Origin of the sequence: Tepidibacter aestuarii, assembly GCF_934924865.1 — a bacterium.
In the GTDB taxonomy this organism is placed as follows: Bacteria; Bacillota; Clostridia; order Peptostreptococcales; family Peptostreptococcaceae; genus Tepidibacter_A; species Tepidibacter_A aestuarii.
In genome coordinates this window covers 1728613-1750873 of the sequence record NZ_OW235315.1, presented here as the reverse complement: position 1 = coordinate 1750873, position 22261 = coordinate 1728613, and the positions used below count along the sequence as shown (strand labels likewise).

23 protein-coding genes are annotated in these 22261 nt (G+C 26.4%); 3 read left to right on the top strand and 20 right to left on the bottom strand.

What is annotated here, in order from left to right; genetic code table 11:
• Positions 1-232: 232 nt before the first annotated feature.
• The 14 genes from M2214_RS08635 to M2214_RS08570 form a co-directional block, all read right to left on the bottom strand.
• Positions 233-1132: a RelA/SpoT domain-containing protein gene (locus M2214_RS08635; RefSeq protein WP_248484615.1), complete on the bottom strand. Its 900-nt coding sequence runs from the start codon at positions 1130-1132 to the stop codon at positions 233-235.
• Positions 1119-1538 carry a PPC domain-containing DNA-binding protein gene (locus tag M2214_RS08630; protein WP_248484613.1) on the bottom strand — a complete coding sequence of 140 codons (420 nt, stop codon included), beginning with the start codon at positions 1536-1538 and terminating at the stop codon, positions 1119-1121. The genes M2214_RS08635 and M2214_RS08630 overlap by 14 nt, the downstream gene beginning before the upstream one ends.
• Before the next feature lie 22 nt (positions 1539-1560).
• Positions 1561-2520, bottom strand: a complete 960-nt coding sequence (locus M2214_RS08625; protein WP_248484611.1) for an aromatic acid exporter family protein — start codon at positions 2518-2520, stop codon at positions 1561-1563.
• A 211-nt stretch (positions 2521-2731) separates the two neighbouring features.
• Positions 2732-3568 carry a DUF7847 domain-containing protein gene (locus M2214_RS08620; protein WP_248484609.1) on the bottom strand — a complete coding sequence of 279 codons (837 nt, stop codon included), beginning with the start codon at positions 3566-3568 and terminating at the stop codon, positions 2732-2734.
• Between the two features lie 201 nt (positions 3569-3769).
• Positions 3770-5632: a sensor histidine kinase gene (locus tag M2214_RS08615; RefSeq protein ID WP_248484607.1), complete on the bottom strand. Its 1863-nt coding sequence runs from the start codon at positions 5630-5632 to the stop codon at positions 3770-3772.
• A 793-nt stretch (positions 5633-6425) separates the two neighbouring features.
• Entirely contained in the window at positions 6426-7841 is a 1416-nt protein-coding gene (locus M2214_RS08610; RefSeq protein ID WP_248484605.1) for a sensor histidine kinase, read from the bottom strand.
• A gap of 3 nt (positions 7842-7844) precedes the next feature.
• Positions 7845-8564 carry a response regulator transcription factor gene (locus tag M2214_RS08605; RefSeq protein ID WP_248484604.1) on the bottom strand — a complete coding sequence of 240 codons (720 nt, stop codon included), beginning with the start codon at positions 8562-8564 and terminating at the stop codon, positions 7845-7847.
• A gap of 115 nt (positions 8565-8679) precedes the next feature.
• Positions 8680-9510 carry a 4Fe-4S binding protein gene (locus M2214_RS08600; protein WP_248484602.1) on the bottom strand — a complete coding sequence of 277 codons (831 nt, stop codon included), beginning with the start codon at positions 9508-9510 and terminating at the stop codon, positions 8680-8682.
• Positions 9503-9640, bottom strand: a complete 138-nt coding sequence (locus M2214_RS08595) for a CD1871A family CXXC motif-containing protein (protein ID WP_248484600.1) — start codon at positions 9638-9640, stop codon at positions 9503-9505. The genes M2214_RS08600 and M2214_RS08595 overlap by 8 nt, the downstream gene beginning before the upstream one ends.
• Before the next feature lie 36 nt (positions 9641-9676).
• Positions 9677-10738 (bottom strand): TlpA disulfide reductase family protein, encoded by a 1062-nt coding sequence (locus tag M2214_RS08590; RefSeq protein ID WP_248484599.1) that lies wholly within the window; start codon positions 10736-10738, stop codon positions 9677-9679.
• A gap of 21 nt (positions 10739-10759) precedes the next feature.
• A complete protein-coding gene (locus tag M2214_RS08585) occupies positions 10760-11527 on the bottom strand; it encodes a hypothetical protein (RefSeq protein ID WP_248484597.1) in 768 nt (255 codons plus the stop codon).
• Positions 11528-11530: 3 nt separating this feature from the next.
• Positions 11531-12418 (bottom strand): ABC transporter ATP-binding protein, encoded by an 888-nt coding sequence (locus tag M2214_RS08580; RefSeq protein ID WP_248484595.1) that lies wholly within the window; start codon positions 12416-12418, stop codon positions 11531-11533.
• 18 nt (positions 12419-12436) lie between these two features.
• Complete coding sequence (locus M2214_RS08575) at positions 12437-13459, bottom strand: hypothetical protein (protein WP_248484594.1); 1023 nt, start codon at positions 13457-13459, stop codon at positions 12437-12439.
• A gap of 657 nt (positions 13460-14116) precedes the next feature.
• Entirely contained in the window at positions 14117-14527 is a 411-nt protein-coding gene (locus M2214_RS08570) for a DUF4279 domain-containing protein (protein ID WP_248484593.1), read from the bottom strand.
• A gap of 406 nt (positions 14528-14933) precedes the next feature.
• Between M2214_RS08570 and M2214_RS08565 the strand changes: the two genes are divergently transcribed.
• Entirely contained in the window at positions 14934-16469 is a 1536-nt protein-coding gene (locus M2214_RS08565; RefSeq protein ID WP_248484592.1) for an S-layer homology domain-containing protein, read from the top strand.
• A gap of 327 nt (positions 16470-16796) precedes the next feature.
• Here the strand turns inward: M2214_RS08565 and M2214_RS08560 are convergent, their stop codons facing one another.
• Complete coding sequence (locus M2214_RS08560) at positions 16797-17171, bottom strand: hypothetical protein (protein WP_248484591.1); 375 nt, start codon at positions 17169-17171, stop codon at positions 16797-16799.
• A 43-nt stretch (positions 17172-17214) separates the two neighbouring features.
• Positions 17215-17589: a hypothetical protein gene (locus tag M2214_RS08555; protein ID WP_248484590.1), complete on the bottom strand. Its 375-nt coding sequence runs from the start codon at positions 17587-17589 to the stop codon at positions 17215-17217.
• Between the two features lie 597 nt (positions 17590-18186).
• On the opposite strand from M2214_RS08555, the gene M2214_RS08550 reads away from it, so the two are divergent.
• Complete coding sequence (locus tag M2214_RS08550) at positions 18187-18744, top strand: GNAT family N-acetyltransferase (RefSeq protein WP_248484589.1); 558 nt, start codon at positions 18187-18189, stop codon at positions 18742-18744.
• A gap of 257 nt (positions 18745-19001) precedes the next feature.
• On the opposite strand, the gene M2214_RS08545 is transcribed toward M2214_RS08550, so the two are convergent.
• On the bottom strand, positions 19002-19352 hold the full coding sequence (locus tag M2214_RS08545) for a bleomycin resistance protein (protein WP_248484588.1): 351 nt from the start codon (positions 19350-19352) through the stop codon (positions 19002-19004).
• Positions 19353-19772: 420 nt separating this feature from the next.
• Here M2214_RS08545 and M2214_RS08540 point away from each other — a divergent pair, with 420 nt between their 5' ends.
• The gene (locus M2214_RS08540) at positions 19773-19928 is read left to right on the top strand and encodes a hypothetical protein (RefSeq protein ID WP_248484587.1); all 156 of its coding nucleotides are present in this window, start codon (positions 19773-19775) and stop codon (positions 19926-19928) included.
• A 349-nt stretch (positions 19929-20277) separates the two neighbouring features.
• Here the strand turns inward: M2214_RS08540 and M2214_RS08535 are convergent, their stop codons facing one another.
• From M2214_RS08535 to M2214_RS08525, 3 genes are all read right to left on the bottom strand, one after another.
• Positions 20278-20670, bottom strand: a complete 393-nt coding sequence (locus M2214_RS08535; protein WP_248484585.1) for a hypothetical protein — start codon at positions 20668-20670, stop codon at positions 20278-20280.
• Between the two features lie 266 nt (positions 20671-20936).
• The gene (locus M2214_RS08530) at positions 20937-21875 is read right to left on the bottom strand and encodes an MFS transporter (protein WP_248484584.1); all 939 of its coding nucleotides are present in this window, start codon (positions 21873-21875) and stop codon (positions 20937-20939) included.
• Positions 21862-22086 carry a hypothetical protein gene (locus M2214_RS08525; protein ID WP_248484924.1) on the bottom strand — a complete coding sequence of 75 codons (225 nt, stop codon included), beginning with the start codon at positions 22084-22086 and terminating at the stop codon, positions 21862-21864. The genes M2214_RS08530 and M2214_RS08525 overlap by 14 nt, the downstream gene beginning before the upstream one ends.
• Positions 22087-22261: the final 175 nt, after the last annotated feature.

Sequence of the window (22261 nt, the reverse complement as noted above, 5' to 3'; positions counted from 1 at the left end):
AGCCTTGAGTTATTAACTCCATATACTTTCACATAAATATACCTTTGAAATATTCAATAATATATTTGCATATACCTTGCATTAAACTGTAACCACTCAATTATTGATTTAGGTTTTAATTTAAAGCCAGTCTGATCTTTTTTTATTTCTTTTAAGCATTCTTTTTTGATATATTTCTCTATAATATTTTTTATTTTCTCTTGTTCATTGTTTTGAGTATTTATTATTCCTATTATGTCTGTATCATATTTTTAGTAAAACTTATTGATGAATCGTCTTTTAATATTTTATCTAAGCTAGCTATTAAGTCTTTTTTTTCTTTTTCATCTATATTTATGTTATCTAATATTTTATCTTTGATTTCCAAGATTTGATCATTTTTAGATTTTATAACTTCATCATATTTATGTTCCATTTGAGACCAGTTTTTATTTAATAAATTGATTAAAGATGCCATTTCATCAGAACTTCCAGCAATTCTATTGAACAACAATAAATTTAATGCTAAAACTTCTGGAATTTCCTTATGACTATATCTGAGTTTATGATCTATTTCTCCATACCCTTCCTCAAATATTGTTCTAACTTGGATTTCTGCAATAACTTTTTGATTCGTTGGAAAAAATTCAATCAAATAATGAACTGAACGATATCCTGACTTTCTAGAATGTATTTCAATTCCTAATTCTTTGAATTTTTCAGTATCATCTCCATCTCTTACATTTGCTGTTATTTCTATTACTTTCCATGTTTTCATTATAAATTTATGTATTTCTTCCCAATCTTCTTTGAATATATGTATAGCTCTAATTCCTATTAAGTCTGTTATTTCTTCTTTGTAGTTATCGACAGAGAAACAAAATTCTTTTCCATGTTTATTTTTTCTACTAGGAAGCTTTCTAATTATTTTTTCTATAAGTCTATCTGGATCTTTTACTCTAGATTTAACAGAATGTATATTTTTGTGAGTTCTAAAAATAGTAGCAATGAATTCTGCTTGACTTTCATAACTTTTTTTATATTCATTAAAGTCATTATATATATCATTTAGCACTTGCCAATCTATATCTATATTTTTTATTTTATCTGCTAAATGGTATTTCATTAAAAATTCTTCTTTATTTATTGTCATTTACTGTCTCCTTTATATAGTTTATATTTAATTCTTTAAAACCTGTATCTTCACAGTACTCTCTTTTAAAAATAATATCTTCTAATTTCCCTATGACTATTTCAGCTGTTGTATATATATAGCATTCATACATAAGATGGCCTCCTATGCATATGCCTTTTTCATTTGCTAAACATACATGTAAATGAGATCCATTTTTAGATAATGTACCTCCTAAAGATATTATTTCAAATTTTTCGTTGTATTCCTTTACTATATTTTCATCCGCTAACCTTATTTTTGCACAGTTTAAGCTCCCTATACAAGCCATAACTATACCAGCTTCAATATTTTTTTGTGAAATAACATTCTCTATCTCTTTTTTTAAATCTTGTCCTGGTTTTAATCTCATAACATGATATTTCATACTATATCCTCCATATTCCAAACTACTTATTTATATTTTTTCTAAATTCTTTCTTTATAATCAAAAAAGTTTCCATATCATTTAAAAATTGAAAAAGCATGGCTCTATTTTCAAATTCTTCTCTGTCTTTAGGAAGTGGCATTTGTTTAAAAACTAATCTTAACTTATTCAATTCACCTATCAAGCCTTCTGCAGTATTGTCTTCATATAATAAATTAGCTACTTGCTGTGTAAAATTAGATATCATGATAGCTTGTTCATAAGTCATAAAAAATCTTTGAAAATGTTCTTTCATACGTTTTATAGTTTCAAACTGTTTTATTCTCATTTCCATATAGTGTACATAATATATTTCATTTTGAAATACATAATTGTTAAAATTAATGTAAGATCTTTTTAGTGCTTCTTCTAGTCTATCTTGTAATCCATCAAATAAATCATCTGTATCAAATGAGTACGTATGATTTTTTAATGCTATAGACATCTTGTGTAGTATTTCTTTCATCATTTCCTCTATGTATATTTTATCATTTCGTATTTTATCTTCTATACTAGGCATATACAGATTTAGTATTAATGCTACAAAAGCACCTGTTATCATAAGCTTTAACTCATTTTTTAGCCAGAAAGTTTCTACTGATTTTTGTACAAGTAAATGAGTTACCAAAACTGAACTCACTACTATTCCCTCTCCTATATTAAATTTTACTGCAAATGGTATGAATACTAATAAAAATATACTAAAGCTTATCTCTCTATATCCGAATAAATTAAATGTTATAAAAGCTATACCTAAAGCTAATACACATGCACAAATCCTCTGAAAAGCTATTTCAACAGATTTTCTTTTAGTATTTTGTATGCTTAAAATAGTTATTATCCCTGCAGATACAGCATACTCAAGTCCTATGTATTTTGATATAATTATAGAAATTGCTGCACCTATAGCTGTTTTTAATGTCCTGTAACCTATAAACTTCATAAAAACTCCTTTTTTATATTTTATTTTGTAAAAATATTTAATTCTTTATTATTTTATCACAAATAAATACCCTCCTAAACTAGATTTTATAAAAGCGTTCCATGGCTTTAATTCTAATTCAAGAGGGTCTATTCTATATTAATAGGTTAAACATTTCATATCTTGGATTTGCTATTACAAATTTATTCATTAATATACCATCTTTAATCTTTTATTCTTTAATCTCTTCTATACAACTTTTTCTGTCTACATATATATTAAAATATATTATATTAAAATATATATTCAACAATGTTTTTAATATAATTATTAAGCAAATCCACATCATATTAAAATATCCATAAGATATTAAATCATTGTATTTTGCAATGAAATTACTATTATACTTAAATTCTTTTGAACCTTTAATATTTGTCAAAGTAGAATCTAGTATAGAAATCACTATTGTTAAACCTATATTCTTTTTTACAAACTTAATACTCATAGAAAAAGACTTTTGTATATCACAATCTTCATTTACTAATATAAATTTCCAAAAACTAATTAAAAAACAAAATATTACAAATGGAATTATCAATATAATAAAAGCTACTATAGCTGTTGTTATAATACTATTTCCATCGTAATGTACTATATCTTTCATCAAAAAATTCCCTAAAACTTGATTTTGCTGAGTTATAATTATTTGTGTAAACAAGAATAATACTAAAGTAGCTATAACTGTTATTAATATATTCCCTAAAAGTATTCTTCCTGAATATTTTTTTACTCCATAAATAAAATCTTTTAAAGTAGGCTTTTCTTTCATGCTTATTTTTATCATATTAAGAACGCCTGATTCTGTAATAATTTCAAACAATGCAACTAATACAAGCATTCCTATAATAACTATTAAGCTGTTTTCTCGAATATTATCTATAAAAAAATACCCTATAACAAATGATAGTAGATATACTAATAAAAGTATACATTTAGGAACTATTAAAATTGGATTTTTAGATATATTTTTAAATGCTAATTTAAAGTACCCTGAAATTGAATTGTACACAAAAATCCCCCCTATAATCGAATTTCATTACCATTATATGGTTATTTATGTATTTTGTTTATATTTTCTTATAATATATACATAAAAAAATAACTATGACTTAGAAAAGAATTTTTCAAGTAATAGTTATTTTTTATGTATGCGATTTGATATATCGCAAAATTCATAAATTTTCACACAATAATCTATGATATGAATTAATTAGAAATATATATCTGAGAATTCAATTTGAATTTGCTCTCTATTTTTATTAATATTACATATAGCTATTTCTTCTAAAGTATTTTCTTCTATCTCTTTATTAGGAAGTTCTATAATAAATTCACTTCCATATCCTAACCTACTTTTTAAAGAAATTGTGCCTCCTTGCAATTCAATAAAATCCTTAACAAGAGATAATCCAATACCACTTCCTTCTCGATTTCTCGAAAGAGATTTGTCAACCTGTATAAATCTGTCAAATATCATATCTTGCTTGTCTTCTGAAATACCTATACCAGTATCCTTTACTGATATGACTATACTACTCCCTTTATCCTCTAAATTTACATATATACTTCCATTCATATCTGTAAATTTTATTGCATTAGATAAAAGATTAAGTAATATTCTTTCCATTTTATCTAGATCACATGGCATTATTTTTTCTTCTACATCCGTATCAAATATCAAATTTATATCTTTATCTTTAACATATTCTGCAACAGATAATGTAATATCTTCAATAACTTTCACAATATTGCATTTTTTTAAATTTATATTGAAATATCCAGTATCTATTTTTGTAATATCAATTAAATTATTAACCAGTCTTATTAACCTATAACAGTTTTGTTTCATCATATCTGAATAGGTCATCATTTTGTAAGTTTTACTTTCACATGGTTTGTCATTTAAAAGTAATTTAAACATCTGTATTGCTCCTAACATTACATTAAGTGGAGTTCTAAGTTCATGTGAAATATTCGTAATAAACTGGGTCTTTATCCTATCATATTCAAGTGCTTCTTTTAGCAATCTCTCCTTATCTTTTACACTCTTACGTAAGCTTTCTGCTTGCTTTCTCTCAGTTATGTCTCTTACCACACTCAAAATCATCAGTTTTCCATTCCATGGAAAAGGAGTTGAAGCAACTTCAAGGTTTACAATTGTTCCATCTAAGTCAATAATCTTATAATCGCAAAACGAAAGAAGGTTTCCATTATTCTGTAATATATTCATTCTTTCGTTAAAGTTTTCATGAAAATCCCTATGAATAAAGTCTTTTATGGATTTTCCAATTAAGTCTTCACTCTTTTTGGCTCCAAACAGTTTTGTAGCAGCTTTATTAACAAATACTATATTAGAATCAATATGAACAAAAACTGAATCAGGTAAAAGTTCTACTAAAAGACAATATTGTTCTTGACTTTCTTTTAATTCTAATTCGACTCTTTTTCTTTCCTTTATTTCTTCCCTTAATTTTTTTACTGTATTTTTCAGATCATTTGTTCTTTTTTCTACGGTTTTTTCTAATTTTTGATTATTTTTTTTGGTTTTTTCGTACATTACAGCATTTTCAATTGAAATAGCTGCTTGTGTAGATAATATTTTTAATACTTCGATATGATTTTTAGAAAATGCTCCAATAGATAGATTATTTTCTAAGTAACCAATCCCTCTTAAATGTCCTCTATAAATTATAGGCATGCATAGAATAGATTTTGATTGGTTTCTTATTATATAAGGGTCAGTAGAAAACAATAATTCATTAGATGCATTGTCTAAAACTATATTTTCCTTTGTTCTTATAACATAATTCACAATACTTTGGGGAATATCTTGATATTTTTCTAAGGGAATACTCTGCATTACAGAAATATTCTCATGGTTTATTTCACATTCAATAACGAATTTATCATCTGACTTCATTATAAAATATCCTTTTTCAGCACATGAATTTTCTACAACAATTTTAATAAGCCTTTCAAGTAACTTATCTAACTCAATTTCACTAGAAATAGTTTGAGACGCTTCAATAACTGCATTCATATCTATAAAATGACATCCTTTTTGTGAGAACATTACTTTCCCTCCTTATAGCTGAATTTTTTCTAGATTATAGGATATGTTTTCGATTTTTAGCAGCAGAACATATGACTATATATTCTATATACTCTGTATTTTTCCCTTCAAAACTCCAAATTTCTCCAAACATTAAAACCCTATAGTTCAATATATTTCCTCAGATTAGCAAAACCCTACTCTATATTTATCCAAATACAATTATTCAATCCATTTTATACCCTATAATAGTAATAATTCTTAAACCTATTGACTCAATAAGAACATAAAAAAGACAGCTTATTTCAATAAAGCTGCCTTCATTACCACAAATAACTAATATATTAATATTGTTGAGTTGTCAAGATTTAAGTTCGTATCCTTATACATAGCCCATTAGTTGTACAAGCATAGCTTGTCTAATTTTTCTTGTATATATTCTAAAAAAATGTATTAATCTATTTTTTAATATAAAAAAGAAAGCCGTGTAAATAGACTATTTATAATGTCTACTTAAGGGGTTCAGTCCATTTATTGTGAGTGTCTTTACTATTTCATTAGTTTTAAAAATAGTAAAGACAATAATTTTAATTCTAAATCGCACCTATTTATGATACAGTTCACCTCTAATAATTCTAAATAGTTAACAGTTCTACTTCTCTTAATCTGTACATATATTTCTAACGGTCTTGTCTATTTTTTCTTATATAGTTAATATCTTGAGCTATTTTATAGCAGATAAATAAGCTATTCTGCTCTTGGATATTTGTCTTATTTAGAATTTGAAAAACTAAAAATTTATTTGCCTAAATATTTATAATATAACCTCTATTTCCGTGCCTTCTCCAGGCTTACTATTTATTTTTATATTTCCGTCATGTGCATTTACTATTTCCTTAGATATAGCCATTCCAAGTCCCGAACCTTTATGTCTTTCCCCAGTATTTGTTCCTCTATAATATCTATCAAATATATACTTTATATCTTCTGAACCTATTCCTTTTCCATCGTCTTTTATAAATATATGAACATTATCCTCCTTAATAACTTTAACTTCTATCTTGACCTCGGCATCATTGTGAATAAGAGAATTATATAAAAGATTGTTTATTACTCTCTTTATTAAAATACCATCTACTTCCTTTAAAATAATATTTTCTTCACAAATAAAATTAATATCGCTATCACTGTATTTGGGATCATTTAATATATCGATAACACTTTCTCTAACCAGTTTTACTAAGTTAATTTCTTTTTTATTTATTATAGAAGTTTTATTTTTAAGCTTTGTAGTTAAATTTAAATCTTCTACAAGTTCATTTATATAATTAGACTTTTTATGAATAACATCTGCATAAGATACTATTTCTTCCTTAGAAAATTCATAATCACCATCACTTAAAATCTCTGCATACCCTTTAATAGATGCCAAAGGAGTTTTTATATCATGAGATATATTTGCTATCCAATCCTCCCTCATTTTATCTAACTTCTTACGTTCTATTTCATTTATTTTAAGTGTATCTGAAAGATTATTTAAATTATAATATATATGATTGTATATTCCTTTTGGAGAGTAATAAACATCATAATCTCCTTCTCCCAACTTTTCTACTCCGCTAATAATATTACCTAATGGCTTTGTTAGTCTTCTACTAAATAAGTATCCAAAAAATAAAGCTATTATAGAATCAATTAAAAGCACCGCAACCGTAGTATTCTTCATAAATTCTCCAATATCATCTGTATTATAAATTAAAATGTGTTTTTGAACCTTTCGCATAGGAAACCCTATAATATAACTATACTGCTTGTCTTTAACCATTTTTTCTCCTATAAATATAGTTGATGAGTTACCTATCCCCCCTCTATACTTATATCCATGAACAAGCTGAAACGGCGTGTATTTAACTGGGGTATTTTCTGGCCTTTTGTAGCTGTATATTTCTTTTCCATTCTCATCTAAAATTTGTATCCACGTTTCCTTATTATCAAGCTCTTTTTTTCCTTTATCACTTACATTTATGTTTTCTTCCTTTATTAATATATAGTTATTAAAATTTCTCACAAAATCCTCTGTACTAGCTCCTGTTAAAAATTTCTTGTCTTTATTATTTATATCATTTCGTGTAAAAAATAATATTGTTATAGACACTATATTTATAATCATTACTATAATCACTACTGAAATTACAGTAGATACAAACCTTAAGGTAAGTTTCCATTTCATATTTTATTCATCCTTCACTATTAGCTTATATCCAAGTCCCTTAACATTTATAATGTACTTAGGGTTTGACGGATTATCCTCTATTTTCTCTCTAAGTCTTCTTATATGTACCATTATTGTATTATCAAATCCTATATAATCTTCTCCCCATACTTCATCACAAATTTTCTCTTTACTTATAATTTGATTCGGGTTCTTTGCCATATATAAAAATAGTTTAAGTTCCTTTGGTTTAAGCTCAAGAATTTCTCTATTCTTTTTAATTTCTAGTTTTTTTTCGTTTATCTCAAAAGGACCAAAGGATAGATCTTTCTCATCTTTTTTTTCTTGGATAAAATTTATAGAATTTCTTCTCAATTGAGCTTTTACTCTATAACATACCTCTTTAGGACTAAATGGTTTTGTTATATAATCATCTCCTCCTAAAGCAAATCCTAGTATTCTATCCATTTCCTCTGATTTTGCAGATAAAAATAAAATAGGTACCATAGAGTTTTCTCTAATTTTCTTGCAAACCTCATAGCCCTCCTTATCTGGAAGCATTATATCCAAAAGAATAATTTCAGGCTTTACAGATTCGAATAGCTTGAGTCCTTTATTACCTGTTTCTGCTGTATATATATTTTTAAAACCTTCCTTAGTTAATACTGTTGATAGTAATTTCAATATATCTTCTTCATCATCTATAATTAATATTTTCTTTTCCTTTATTAGCCTTTCCATATCTCACTCTCCTATTAAATTATCTATGTATATTATCCTTCTACTCGCTTAATAGTATAACAAAAAACCTGATATTTTAGTGAATCAGGTTTTTATATAGTTTAATACAAACATATTATACTCTTATTTCTTTTTTGATTGCTTTTGTAGGACACGCTTTAATACAATTATCACATCTAATACAATCTATACTGTTAGCATTTTTATTAATTTCTATATTCATATTACATTTTTTCACACAAGTATTACAGTTTGTACATAAGTTTTTGTGTAATTTAAATTTGTAAAAGCTTATAGGATTAAACAATGCATAGAATGCACCTAAAGGACAAATATATCTACAAAATGGTCTGTATATAAATATTGAAGCTGTAGTAATACTAAGTAAAATAAACATTTTCCATACAAACAAAACCCCAATGGTTTCTCTTAAAGATTTATTTAATAATACTAGTGGAATTCCTCCTTCTAAAGTACCAGTTGGACAGATATACTCACAAAAATAAGGAGGGCTCATTCCAAATTCATTTACCAAAAACATTGGTAATAATATTACAAAAATAATTAAAATAAGGTACTTAAAATACTTTAATATATTATTTGTTTTTTTACTAACCTTAATCTTTCGAGATGGTATCTTATAAAGTAAATCTTGAAATAATCCAAAAGGGCATAACCATCCACAAATAAATCTACCAAATATTATTCCCATTAACGAAATAAATCCTATTATATATAATGAAACATTATATTTCATACTACCTATAACAGCTTGTATAGAACCAATAGGACAGGACCCTATAGCCCCTGGACAAGAATAACAATTAAGTCCTGGAGCACATACCTTTTTGATAGGACCCTTATATATATTTTTTTCAATAAACCCATTTATATTTGCATTTGTAATGATAGTAACAATTGTTTGATATAACCCTCTTTTATCCAATTCCTATGCACTCCAAACATATATTTATTGCTTTTCTAAAAACAATATCTACTTCTTTTCTATATAACCCTAAATTTATAAAGCTTAAACTGGTAATTAATATTCCATACCTATATAGTCTTTCTTTCATCTAGATCACTCCAGTACATCTATAATTATTTGAGTGCTACTTTAAATTTTCTAATATTTTTTCTATCTTTTTCTTATATTCTTCTTTGCTGCGGCTACCCACTATAGGTTCTCCAACCATATTTCCTTCACTATCAACAAATATAGTTGTTGGAACCCCAGATATATCTTTTAATATTCCTTTATTTAATTTTTCATCAGGAACTATATTTGCAAATTTCACATCTTTTTTATCAAGTATTTGCTTTGCAAGTTCTTCATTTTCATCATCTGGTATATCTGAAATAATACCAACTACATTTATATTCTTATTCTTTACTTCATCATAAAGATTTTGAATATCAGGCATTTCTGCAATACAAGGTCCACAAAATGTTGCCCATATATTTACCATTGTAAGTTCATAATCTTCAAATATGCTACTGTCTATTTTTTTCCCATCAATAGTTTTAGTTTCAAATTCTATAGTTTTGTTTTCACTTATTTTTTTACTTATATCAATTGGTGTAAATAATTTTATATTCTTCTTAAGTTCATCTATACTCTCACGAACTTCTTTGAATTCTTTTCTTTCTTCTTCAGACAATCCGCTCTCATCATATTTATCGTTATATAATATATAACATTCTAAATTATCTATTTCAGCTACCTTTTCCTTATACTTATATTCTTTAAAAACTTTCTCTTTTCTTTTTATATCCTCAATTGGTCCATTTTTTTCTTTAGTTTTGTCCAGTACCATAATATTAAAGAAATTCTTCGCTTTCTTTTGATATTTTTCAAATATTTTTTTTTGATCTTCCTCAGTTTTTGCATTTTCACCATCTTTAATTAATCCCTTAATAAAATCAGTTGGTAAAAATTCATACGGAATTTCTGCTACTATATAAGCTACTCCGTATTTCCCACCTGCTACACAAGCTGGAGATACTCCCTCTTTTTCATCCCATGCTTGAGGTTCATAATATTCTAACCCTACTTCTTCAAATCTCATCTTTTTGACTTCTACAGATTTCTCATTTTGTTCTACTTTACCACATCCAACTATGGATACACAAAGAGCTATAATCATAACTATAGCTAAATATGTCTTTTTCATATTAATTTCCCCATTCTATTATTAATTTTTTATAAAAGCCTTATATGTTAATTTAGGAAATACAATCATTCCAACCACAAAAATACCTAAAAGAATAAAAGGAGTTGCAAACCCTACATTATACCTTATAAGCTGACAGCTCATCATTGCCCAAAGAGGTGTAAATCCTAGATATTTTGCAAATCCAATACCTTTTAAAAATCCTTCTAATATATATGGTACTCCCATAATAAGTCCTCCAAATATGAATGGAATTGCTGCTGACTTACTTATAGATGATAAAAATAATCCTAATTGTGCAAAGAAAAACGACCATATTGTAATAGTTACAATCATAATCAAAATCATTTGAATAACCGTTATATCTGATCCACTTTTTCTAAAATACCAAAGACTTTTTAATGGTAACTCTAATCCACCAAATTCATGCTTTGTTAAAGCAGATAAACATACAGTTAAAAAAACTAAAAGATTTATTATGGCAGCACCTAATCCTGATGCTATTGATTTAGCTAATACAATTTCTTTCTTACCATTTTTAGTTGTTTTAATTAATTCTGACATATTTGAGTTATACTCTGAAGTATAAGTTCCCGAAAACATCATAAACATCATAATTCCCATCAAAGGAACTAATCCATATCCTTTACTAAATATATCTGCATAAGTTTCTTCTATTGAAAAGGCTCTTATTGAAACAAAACTTAAAAATAATGATCCTGTCAAAACTATTAACATTCTTTTTTTCAAAAGTATTTTTCTAAGTTCAAGCTTTATAAGTGTTCCCATCATTTATACCTCCCTAGTGTTTTCTAAGTCAAAGTAAAACATATAAACATCTTCAAATTTAGATTCTACTAATTGTGACTCTTCATATGGAGGCATCTTATCACTTATAATTCTAAGTTCTGTACCGTTAACACCACGCTGAATATTTACTATTTTATAATTATTTTGTATCTCATAAACCTCATCTTCACTAGAAACTTTTATGCTATATACCTTACCTTCCATTCCTAAAAGTATATCTCTATGAATTCCCTTCATAAGAACAGCTCCATTTTTTATCATAATGGTTTCCTTTGCTATAGATTCTATATCTGAAATTATATGAGTAGAAAGTATTATAATCTTATCCTTAGAAATTTGTGAAATAAGATTTCTAAATCTTGCTCTTTCCTGTGGATCAAGTCCTGCTGTTGGCTCATCTAATACTAAAATCTTAGGATCATTCAATAGAGCTTGAGCTATTCCTACTCTTCTCTTCATTCCCCCAGAAAATTTACCAACTGCTTTATTTCTTACTTCATATAATCCTACAAGATTTAAAAGTTCATCTATTTTTTTATTAGCATTTTTACCACTTAACCCCTTTAAAGCAGCTACATACTGTAAAAATCTCTTTGCTGAGAAATTCTTATAAAACCCAAATTCTTGAGGAAGATATCCAATTAAAGATCTGTACTTATCATCTAAATCTTTTACATTCTCTCCATTGTATAAGATTTGTCCTTTTGATGGCTCTATTAAGGTTGTTATCTGCTTCATAAGAGTTGTTTTACCTGCTCCATTAGGTCCTAAAAGTCCATATACACCATTTTCAAAAGTAATATTTATATCATCGTTTGCTTTTTTTCTACCATAATTTTTTGTTAAATTCTTTATTTCAAGCTTATTCATTAATCATTCCTCCTAAAATTATCTAGTTAAAATCTTTTTAAATGTAAAAACGCAAAGTCCTACTCCAATAGATAGCATTAATACTAAAATACCATTGCATAAATTTATAACATCTAAACTGTTTCCAAGAATATTAACATCTCCAGCATACATTCCTATAAAGCTATGCGGATAAAATATCAAATCCACATAATTTACTTTACTCAATACAATTAGTAATTCTTTTGGTAGAAATTTAATAATTGTACATGCTTTACCCAATATTAAAAACATTAAAGTTCCACTTATAGATGCTAAAGAATTCGTTGAAATAAACGAGGATAAACTCGAGAATACAGATATGCTAATAAATATTGATGTCATAGTTAAAATCTTAAGCATTAGATAGTTATTGATAGTATAAGTTTCATTCAAAAATATATATCCATTATCAATAATTCTAAAAGCTTCTGATCCTCCATTTACAGGCCTTCCATACTGAACTAAAGTTACTAAAAATTCTATTCCTAAATAAAATCCATAGATTACAATAGGAAAAATTATAGCAAATGCTAGTTTTGAGTACAAAACTCTGAACTTATTTTTAGATGAAAGAATTATATTATCTACATCAGATACTATTTCATTTGTATATATATTTGAAAATATTAAAATGAGAATAATAACCATAACTATCGACATCAAAGAATGATCTATCCTATAATCAAAAACCTTAAAAAAACTAACATCCTTATATTTTCTATATTCCATAAATCTTAAATTATCTCGTGATATCTCTATAATTTTATTCATAGATTCATCGTCTACATACGTATTTGCCATTTCTTCTATTTGATTTATTTTTTCATTAAATTTATCATTTGCAATTTCATTTTTAGGTCTAGTGTCTACTACTAGTTCATATTTATCATTTCTATATGAATTTTCTGTTTCTAGTGTAGGCTTTAAAAAACTCATAATACCAGAAAGAAAAACAAATAATGCTATTACAATTAAGCCTGTTTTTGATTTAAATATTTTTTTTAATTCCCAAAGAATCATGATTTTTACACCTCCTCTTATTTACTGCAAATTCATTATACAATCCCAAACTTACACCATAATGAACTAAACCTTAATTAAACCTTACAAAAAAAAGATTGCATAGTAAAAAACTCTACTATACAACCTTTCAATAATATCTTTATAATGATTTTTGAAATCATAGTTATTTATAATACGGTTCACCTCTGTTAATTCTAAATACTTACTTAATTAATGTTCTATTTATTTCAATATAATCATTTAATTTAATGACCAAATTTAACAAGAAGGTGACTGTAAATATCCTTCTTAAATAAGCAGATAGTTATTTTCAAAATGTAAAATACATTCTTATTGGGATGTGCCCCATTAATTGTACAAGCATAACTTGTCCATTTTTTCTAAAAAAACTAACTCTCCATAAGTTAACTTCATTAAAAGTTATTGCTACATTTATAGATATTGTGTATCAATATTAAACTAATAATTTACGCAATATAAGAGGATTGTGCTATTAACTTGCTACACGTTATACCCATACTCTAAGCAAAATTCCACATAATCAACTGGTACATCCATTTTAATAGCAGTTTCTTCAATTGATAGAACACTGTTTATGAATTTTCTGACAACCATAATCATATTTTCTCCTACTTCAATAATATGTTTATCAAATTAGCTCAAAATGTACAAATCAAAATCTAATTCTGCACCTATATCATTTGCGAATTTGATTATTTCAGATTCAATGTATAAAGCTGGAGCTTCACCATTCTCAATGTTGATTACAGCATCAATTCTATAATCAAAACTATATACTTTTTTCAAATCCTGTAGTATTGCTTTTTTATCATTAAGAATATTGATAATTTTATTCAATTGCAAAACAATATCCACAGACTCTTCATATCCAGTACTTATACGCCAACATGAATACTTTTTTTCAAGGTTTTTCTCACGCCTTGTAAACTTATCTCCTTTTTTCCAAGCTGATGTAGGCGTTAATGATAATTTTGATGTAATATCACTAGGTTCAAAATTATCTCCTACAATTCTAAAATCTACTTTTATATTAGTTTTATCCACTAATATCACTTCCCTTATTTTATAAATTCACCCATTGGAATGCCTTCAACTCTTTCACCTTTTCTGTAAACCCATAATTGTCCTGTATCTTTAATAAGTTAAAAAATTTATTTGCTTAATTTCCACTACGTCAGATAAAAGCCGCTAATACAATAGTGATCATCAATTATGCTTCTAGATTAAAGAGATTAAGCTTAGCAAAATAGTTATGTCTCATAATTTAAAATATTAGAGCAAATATACAATTTATAAAGGTCATTATAACTAAAAATGGTTAGGTTTTCATAATATATTTAACTAATATTACGAAAAAAATAACTTATAAGAAGTCAATTATTTATAAAAAATATAAATGAAGTAGGTGATTAAAATAAAAAAACTACAATTAAACCATAGGATGTTAAAAATGAGTTCTATTGTAATAATATTATTATCAGTATTGGGTACATCTTATTATTTTTTTGGTGTTGAAGCTACTAACCTAAAAGATTTAAATCAAGCATCTGATTATGCTAAAGATTCTATTGTAAACCTTTTTGATAAAAAAATCATTACAGGAGATGAAAAAGGGAGGTTTAACCCTCGTCAAAATATTTCTCGTTCACAAATGGTAACTATGATTGTGAAAAATCTAAAGATAGACACATCAAATATTCCTGATAAACCAACCTTTAATGATGTTCCCAAAAACCACTGGGCATATAAATATATAGAACTGGCATATCAAAAAGGTATTATAAGCGGTATGGGATTTGGAAGGTTTGGACCAGATGAAGAGTGTACAAGAGAACAAATGGCAACTATATTAATAAATTCTATTGGTTTATCAGAGGGAGAAATAAAACAGATGTTACCTTATGTAAGTAAATTTGAAGGTTCATATACAGATAAAAATAATATTTCATCGTGGGCCTATAATAAAGTGAAATTTGCAGTACAATATAACTTGCTGAATGGCTCAAAGCATGAGGATTTTACTTATACTTTTAACCCTAAAGATAATGCAACCAAGGAGCAAATGGCTGTAGTAATGGACAGGTTTCTAAGGGAACAGTCAAGCATTGAAGATTCTTATACTATGGGGGCAAATATTCAAGTTTCATCGTATGGGATACTGACATTTCCAAAAGCAGTTAAGTGGCTTAGTGTAAGAGAAATACTTGATGCTGATGGAAATAATGTTACTTCACAAAAAAAATCATCTTCTAATCCGTATATCGATTGGACAGAAGGATATAAAATTGTAAATGCTAGATTTATGAATATGGAAAGAGGAGAAACTTATACAGTAAAGTTTGAATTTAAAACTCGAGAAAATGATAAAATTTATTTCTATGAGAAAACTATAGAAATACCAACCGAATATAGATTAGGTGTAAGATCAATTATATTTCAAGAAGCTTCAAGGATAAAAATATTCTTTGATGGGTCTGTAGATAAAGAATCTGCACAAGATATAAATAATTACACTGTTAAGGATGATCAGGGTGATGCTATTAATATTGAAAATATAAAAGCTTATGATTCTGCTGGAGAAGCGGTTATTACACTAGAAAGACCAATTACTCAAAATGAAAAAGTACAAGTGATAGTAGAAAATATTAAACATTTAAGACATTATAGCGAAGGGGTAAAGATGTTATCTTATGCTACTAGAGAAATAATAGGGGATGATACTAATCCGCCTAGAATAATAGAGGTTCATACAACTGAAAATAATGAAAATTTCACTTCCGTTACGATTGTATTTAATGAACCTATTTACTCTGGAAACATAAGAATAGATGGGAATATAGTAGGAAAAGCAAAAGGCGAAAAAGTGACAATAAACGGATTAAATTTAGATAAAAAAGAACGTCACTCCATTCAAATAAATGAGCTGAGTGATGGGATTAATGTAACTATGGGATCTAAAGGTATACAACCTTCTTTGAATCAATAATATTTATTAAGAGAAAGTTTATACACTCTATGGTATTGTTTAACTAGATTAGTTCTATCTTTATATATTAGACTCAAAAAACTTACTTATTTAAAATAAATAGATAAATAGGGTGCGTAGAGTAGTTTGCACTCTATTCTTTCCTTTATACGCATATATGGACATACCTAAATGTTAAAAGTAAAATATATTAATTCTTTATATAGTTTGAATGATTTTTATTCTACATAATATAGTCATATGTCATCCTCTATTTTAGTTAATTTATTTTTCATGAATACTCTACTTTTTAATTCATCATATAAGAACATTCTGAATTAATCAAATTCATTTTGCATGGTATAAAAGTTCAATATCCCCATCTATAAATCCAACACCAACAGCCTGTAGATTTTTCAGTATATTGGCTTTCTTTCCATCTTGAAGATATCTTTCTATAATTTTCGATACAAAGGATAGACCATCTTCCCAATCATCTATATCGTCAGTTCTTGGTATTAGAAAAACATCTTCTCCTGTAGAAAATATCTCATCACATGCCCAATCTTCATCTTCTTTATCAAACTTATCAGTTCCGATTAACTGAATATCATAGGTCTTGTTTGGACCTTCATATAAATTTAATTTAACTGCAATGGCATCTGATGGAAGTTGGTCTAAATTACTATCTAGCCATTTAGAAAAATCCTTATAATATAACATAGATATCTTCCTTTCTTTTTTCAATATGATGAATTTAAATAAATTAAATGCAATCAAAACATAAAGTCACACTATCAGTTCTAAATTTAATAATTTTAATATCCTTTCCACCTTCAAGAACTGCTTCAATAAGGGAAATTCCATTATTTTTTTCGTTTTCTACAATGGAAAATTTTAAAATTATATCATTATCAATTTTATTATTTTCACTCTCAAAATTAAAATTAAGTACATTTTCAAATATTAATTTAATATCTCTTATTTCTTCATCATAAGCATTATATTCTGATTGCTTCCAATAGCATAATTCTATATCAATCACTAATTTAGAGCCATCATATAAAATGTTTTTAACTAAGCTATCATGAAAATAATATTTTTTGAAAAAATCATTTATATCAAAATATTGTTTCATCATAATAAATCCTCCTTCCATTCTTATATATTATTACTTTTGAATGTTTCCTTATTCCTGTTCTATACATTTAAACATATTTATAAACTTTATTAAATATAATTAAAAGGAAGGTGACTACAAGTCGCCTTCCTTTTAATTAGCAGGTAATTATTTTTTAATGTAAAAAGCATTCTTCTTGGGGTGTGCCCCATTAGTAGTACAAGCATGACTTGTCCTTCTTTCTAATAAATCTATACTCACACTCATATTATAAATAACATCTATCTCAAAACCATATTTTAATTCAACAAATATATATAACTTATCTGAATATTATGTTTAAAGAGTACACTACGCTACGTTTATTTAAGCTATAGTCTATTTAAATTTTTTTCATGTCCATATATTTTAATATTTTTCAAATTACAACAAATACTTTGCGTATTATGACACAATTGCTGTTTATCGTGGCTACCCTCAGGATCATCCCTAAAAATCCCATTATTTAATTTATTTTGAAATTTAAAACAAATAAAAGTATAATTAATTCATAAGAAAAATAGATTTTTAATAAATTATATTTTTCTTGTGAATTAAAGTGAAGGATGGTGGATACATATGGCTTTAATAGACTGCAAAAGTCATGACATAGAATTAGGGCAATTGATGATTGAATGTGCAAAAATAGAAGATGCAGAGGAATTAATTTCATTTACTAAACAAGTTGATGGTGAAACGGATTTTTTAAATAGAGAACCTGGTGAATTTAATATGAGCATTGAAGACGAAATAAAATTCATAAAAAATAATAGGACTGATGAAAATAGCCTATTTTTAACTGCAAAAATTAAAAATAAAATTGTGGGAACAATCGGGTTTTCAGTTCCGTCATTTAATAGGTATAGACATAAAGGACAATTTGGAATTGCACTTGTTAAAGAATTCTGGGGTTACGGTATAGGAAGTAAATTACTGGACACTTTAATAAAGTGGGCTGATAGTAAAGGTTTTGTGAAAATCACTTTAGATGTAGATTCAACTAATCAAAAGGCTATAAAATTATATGAAAAGTTTGGATTTATCCAAGAAGGCTATTTAAGAAAAGATACATTTATAGGGAATGGTGAATACAGAGATTCTATCATAATGGGAAGAATAAATGATACTAACTTATAGTAGTTAAAAACCTTTACATATTGCTAAATAAAAGGAACTCTATACAACTAAAATCGTAGAGTTCCTTTTATTTAGCAATATATAATTCTATTTGAAGATCTGTATAACCTCACAGAATATCAATTGTGTTAAACTCAAGTTTATTGATTTAATTAAATTTGAGTGAAAACTAAACACTAATAATTTATATCTATCTCACATTCTTTTTCTCCTAAATCTTGAGCAAATCTTAATAAATACCCATCTGGGTCCATAATTTAAAATTCTTTCTGACCTATTAATTTATTATTTGCTCTATACCAATTTTCTTGCATTTCTATTTTAATTGGATAGTTATGTATTTTTATATTTTTGTATAATTCATCAACATTATCTACTGATATTTGAAAGTTAATTCCTCTACCAAAAGGATATGATAAAATTCCAGCCTCCCAATGTCCATTGATCTCTTCAATCATAATTTGAGAATCATTTAGAGATAATAAAGCAAACTTATCATCTTTTCTTTCATACTCTAACTTAAATGAAAGAATATTTAAGTAGAAATAAATACTTTTGTTTATATCTGAAACAGATAATTCTGGTATTAAAGCATTAAATTTAAACATAATAATCCCCTAATTTACATTGTAATATTCTACTATTGCAAAACTAATAATAAGCATATCTTACAACTTTGTGGTAAATTATTCAAATTTGTAAGTTGTAAATAACTTCGCATAATGTACGTTATTATATAAAACCTTAACTATACTGCAAATGCATATTTCAAGATTAGTTGAAAATAAAAGATAACCCATGGTAAAATATTGTAAATATGTAATAAATAAAAAAGGAGATAGCCAATATTAAATATTGGCTAAATGACTTAAATGATAAAAAAAACTATAAATACAATTTGCATATTATCAACTTGTAACATTTTCTATACAATATATTCTTTTTTTAAAGATGTAACATTGTTTTTTTATGGTCTTATATTGTGTGGTCTATTTACTCTAGCTCATATTTTTTTAATTAAATTTTTAATGAAAGAAAAAGAACAACTACTTAATAATATAAACGAACAACAAGAATATTTAATTGATAATAATATATTTATAAACAAATTATTATTAGTTTTAAATCTAATAATTGTTTTATCTTTTATAACTATGATTTCATCTCTTTATGGTTATGCTTAAATAGAAAAAACCTCTTAATTAGAGAGTCTTTGTAACCGAAATCATCATTATTAAAAAGTTAAATTCCGATTCTAAAATTCCAAGGTTAAATAATGTAATTAAAAGAAGGCGACCCCAAGCCTCTTGCCTTAATAAACAGGTAGTTATTTCTTAAATGTGTATCGTATTCTTGTTGGGGTGTACCCCATTAATTGTACAAGCATTGCTTATCCATTTTTCTAATAAATCTATACTCTAATCTACTTTCTATATTTTCTTATAAGCAAAACTCATATAGCATTTCTTTATCTATATTATTATATAAACGTTAATCTTATAATTAGAATTTTTATAAGATATTATGGCATATCTAGATAAAGTTCACTTTTTTAAGAAAAATTAAAGATAATATAAATAAAACGAAAACTACCACAAATTTAATGAATGATTTAACTTGTTTTTTTACCATTTCATTTCCACTTTTCCATCCAGTAATGGTAAAGCAAGCTATACTTAATACTGTAAAGAACATAATTAAATTTTTCATATAAGGTAAATACAGTATATAATTATTTAATTTTACATTGTATATCAATATACTTTCTGTGAAAATTCCTAAAACTGACATAATCGTAAGTGAAATACCTCCTACTATTATAATATATCCAGCTCTAACCTTTATAGCGCTAACAGAAAAATATAGTGATCCTATAGCTGATATTATAGCTATTATTAACCTTTTGTATTGTAAAAAATCTAACACATTACTCTTATCCTCTCAAAAGTATTTTTATATTTTTGTTACTTAGTTATAAAATTTAGTATCTATTAATAATTAATACTGTCTCTAATAGCAATAAGTCCCCTTCTTCTATAACTTGTCTATTGTTAACATTATTTAGTAAAAATCGTACTTATTTATGATCCCATTCACTGCTTTGCTATAATTACGGTTTTTCAATCCTTACTTCTAAATATATAAATCTAATAAAGCCCCTACTCTATTTTTATTTAGTAGGGGCATACTTTTTAGTTATTTTTTTCTTTGGTTAATTTATAGTACACAATCATCAATATTAACCCTAAAACACACATCATCGAGCACGTTATAAATCCCATCTCCAAAGAATAGTCAGTAGTTTTTCCTATTATAATATTTCCTATAGAAGCTATTACACTTCCTGCCATAGAATATATGGATAATATTGTAGCTCTATTTGATGTTCTAATAGTTTTATTCTTAATATCCATTTCTATTGGAGCTATCATTGCTGCACTGAATGATATTAATATAATTGTCATAACACTCAAAATAGAACTAGATGTAAAAATTAAAACTATACAACATAATACCATCAAAAAATTCAAGGCTACTATCGCTTGGCAACTGCCTAATTTTTTGCTCAAATAATTAGATTTTACAGAAAACAGTCTAATCACCTGTATTCCGGCTAAAATAACACCAAAGTATTTTGCATCAATACCACTTTTTAAGTATTGAGATTGGTTTAAGAAAACTGTTACTGCTTGAAAAACTTCAATAATTAGGGCAATAGAAATAATGAATATAATAATTGTTTTATCTCTAAAAGCTTGTTTGAAGCTCTCTTTAAGCTTCGGTTTCTCTTTATTATCAACCTTAACTTCTACTAGAAACAAGGTTAATATCGCTGCCAGCGCATAGGGAAAAATAGTACATAACGCTGTAAAATCAAGTGATATCTCTACCATAAATGATGAAAAAACGGAAGCTAATAAGAATCCCAATGTTTCAAAAGCACTATATCTGCCAAAAACTCTTTGAGCTTCATCTTCTTCTATTGATGAATATATAAGGGCTGTGTCACAACCTGATAAACCTGCTAATACTATTGATAATAACACTCTTTCCAGTAAAAATAACATAAATGAACTCGACATATAAAAAACTATTTTAGATACAAAAAATAATACATTAACACATATCAATGTTTTTTTTATAACCAAATCTATCTGAAAACCAGCCCCATGGAACCTCTAGGATAATCATCAATATCCATGATACAGATTCAATAAGAAATATTTCAGATATAGAAAGACCCCTATCTTGTCTATATAATGTAGCTACGGGGGCATAAAAAACAAGACCTTGCAAAAAAATAATTACATACATTAAGTAAATATTTCTCTTATTATTCAATTTAGAACACCTCCGAATTTGCATAACAAAAAAACTTATAGCTATTAGAAACTCATATAAACTAATAAGTTTTATAATTTTGAATAAATAAGTTTTTAAAATAAATTGGTTGTCTTCTAAATTGGACGTTACATAACAAAGCCTCCTTATAAAATTACAATCATTTTCTATTATA

What these genes read in the sequence shown, in the direction of transcription:
- M2214_RS08540 (WP_248484587.1), top strand. Translation starts at nt 19,773, where the DNA reads ATGAAAGAAAAAGAACAACTACTTAATAATATAAACGAACAACAAGAA.
- M2214_RS08550 (WP_248484589.1), top strand. Translation starts at nt 18,187, where the DNA reads ATGGCTTTAATAGACTGCAAAAGTCATGACATAGAATTAGGGCAATTG.
- M2214_RS08560 (WP_248484591.1), bottom strand. Translation starts at nt 17,171, where the DNA reads ATGTTATATTATAAGGATTTTTCTAAATGGCTAGATAGTAATTTAGAC.
- M2214_RS08555 (WP_248484590.1), bottom strand. Translation starts at nt 17,589, where the DNA reads ATGATGAAACAATATTTTGATATAAATGATTTTTTCAAAAAATATTAT.
- M2214_RS08565 (WP_248484592.1), top strand. Translation starts at nt 14,934, where the DNA reads ATGAGTTCTATTGTAATAATATTATTATCAGTATTGGGTACATCTTAT.
- M2214_RS08580 (WP_248484595.1), bottom strand. Translation starts at nt 12,418, where the DNA reads ATGAATAAGCTTGAAATAAAGAATTTAACAAAAAATTATGGTAGAAAA.
- M2214_RS08545 (WP_248484588.1), bottom strand. Translation starts at nt 19,352, where the DNA reads ATGTTTAAATTTAATGCTTTAATACCAGAATTATCTGTTTCAGATATA.
- M2214_RS08590 (WP_248484599.1), bottom strand. Translation starts at nt 10,738, where the DNA reads ATGAAAAAGACATATTTAGCTATAGTTATGATTATAGCTCTTTGTGTA.
- M2214_RS08630 (WP_248484613.1), bottom strand. Translation starts at nt 1,538, where the DNA reads ATGAAATATCATGTTATGAGATTAAAACCAGGACAAGATTTAAAAAAA.
- M2214_RS08605 (WP_248484604.1), bottom strand. Translation starts at nt 8,564, where the DNA reads ATGGAAAGGCTAATAAAGGAAAAGAAAATATTAATTATAGATGATGAA.
- M2214_RS08610 (WP_248484605.1), bottom strand. Translation starts at nt 7,841, where the DNA reads ATGAAATGGAAACTTACCTTAAGGTTTGTATCTACTGTAATTTCAGTA.
- M2214_RS08575 (WP_248484594.1), bottom strand. Translation starts at nt 13,459, where the DNA reads ATGATTCTTTGGGAATTAAAAAAAATATTTAAATCAAAAACAGGCTTA.
- M2214_RS08635 (WP_248484615.1), bottom strand. Translation starts at nt 1,132, where the DNA reads ATGACAATAAATAAAGAAGAATTTTTAATGAAATACCATTTAGCAGAT.
- M2214_RS08615 (WP_248484607.1), bottom strand. Translation starts at nt 5,632, where the DNA reads ATGTTCTCACAAAAAGGATGTCATTTTATAGATATGAATGCAGTTATT.
- M2214_RS08585 (WP_248484597.1), bottom strand. Translation starts at nt 11,527, where the DNA reads ATGGGAACACTTATAAAGCTTGAACTTAGAAAAATACTTTTGAAAAAA.
- M2214_RS08625 (WP_248484611.1), bottom strand. Translation starts at nt 2,520, where the DNA reads ATGAAGTTTATAGGTTACAGGACATTAAAAACAGCTATAGGTGCAGCA.
- M2214_RS08595 (WP_248484600.1), bottom strand. Translation starts at nt 9,640, where the DNA reads ATGAAAGAAAGACTATATAGGTATGGAATATTAATTACCAGTTTAAGC.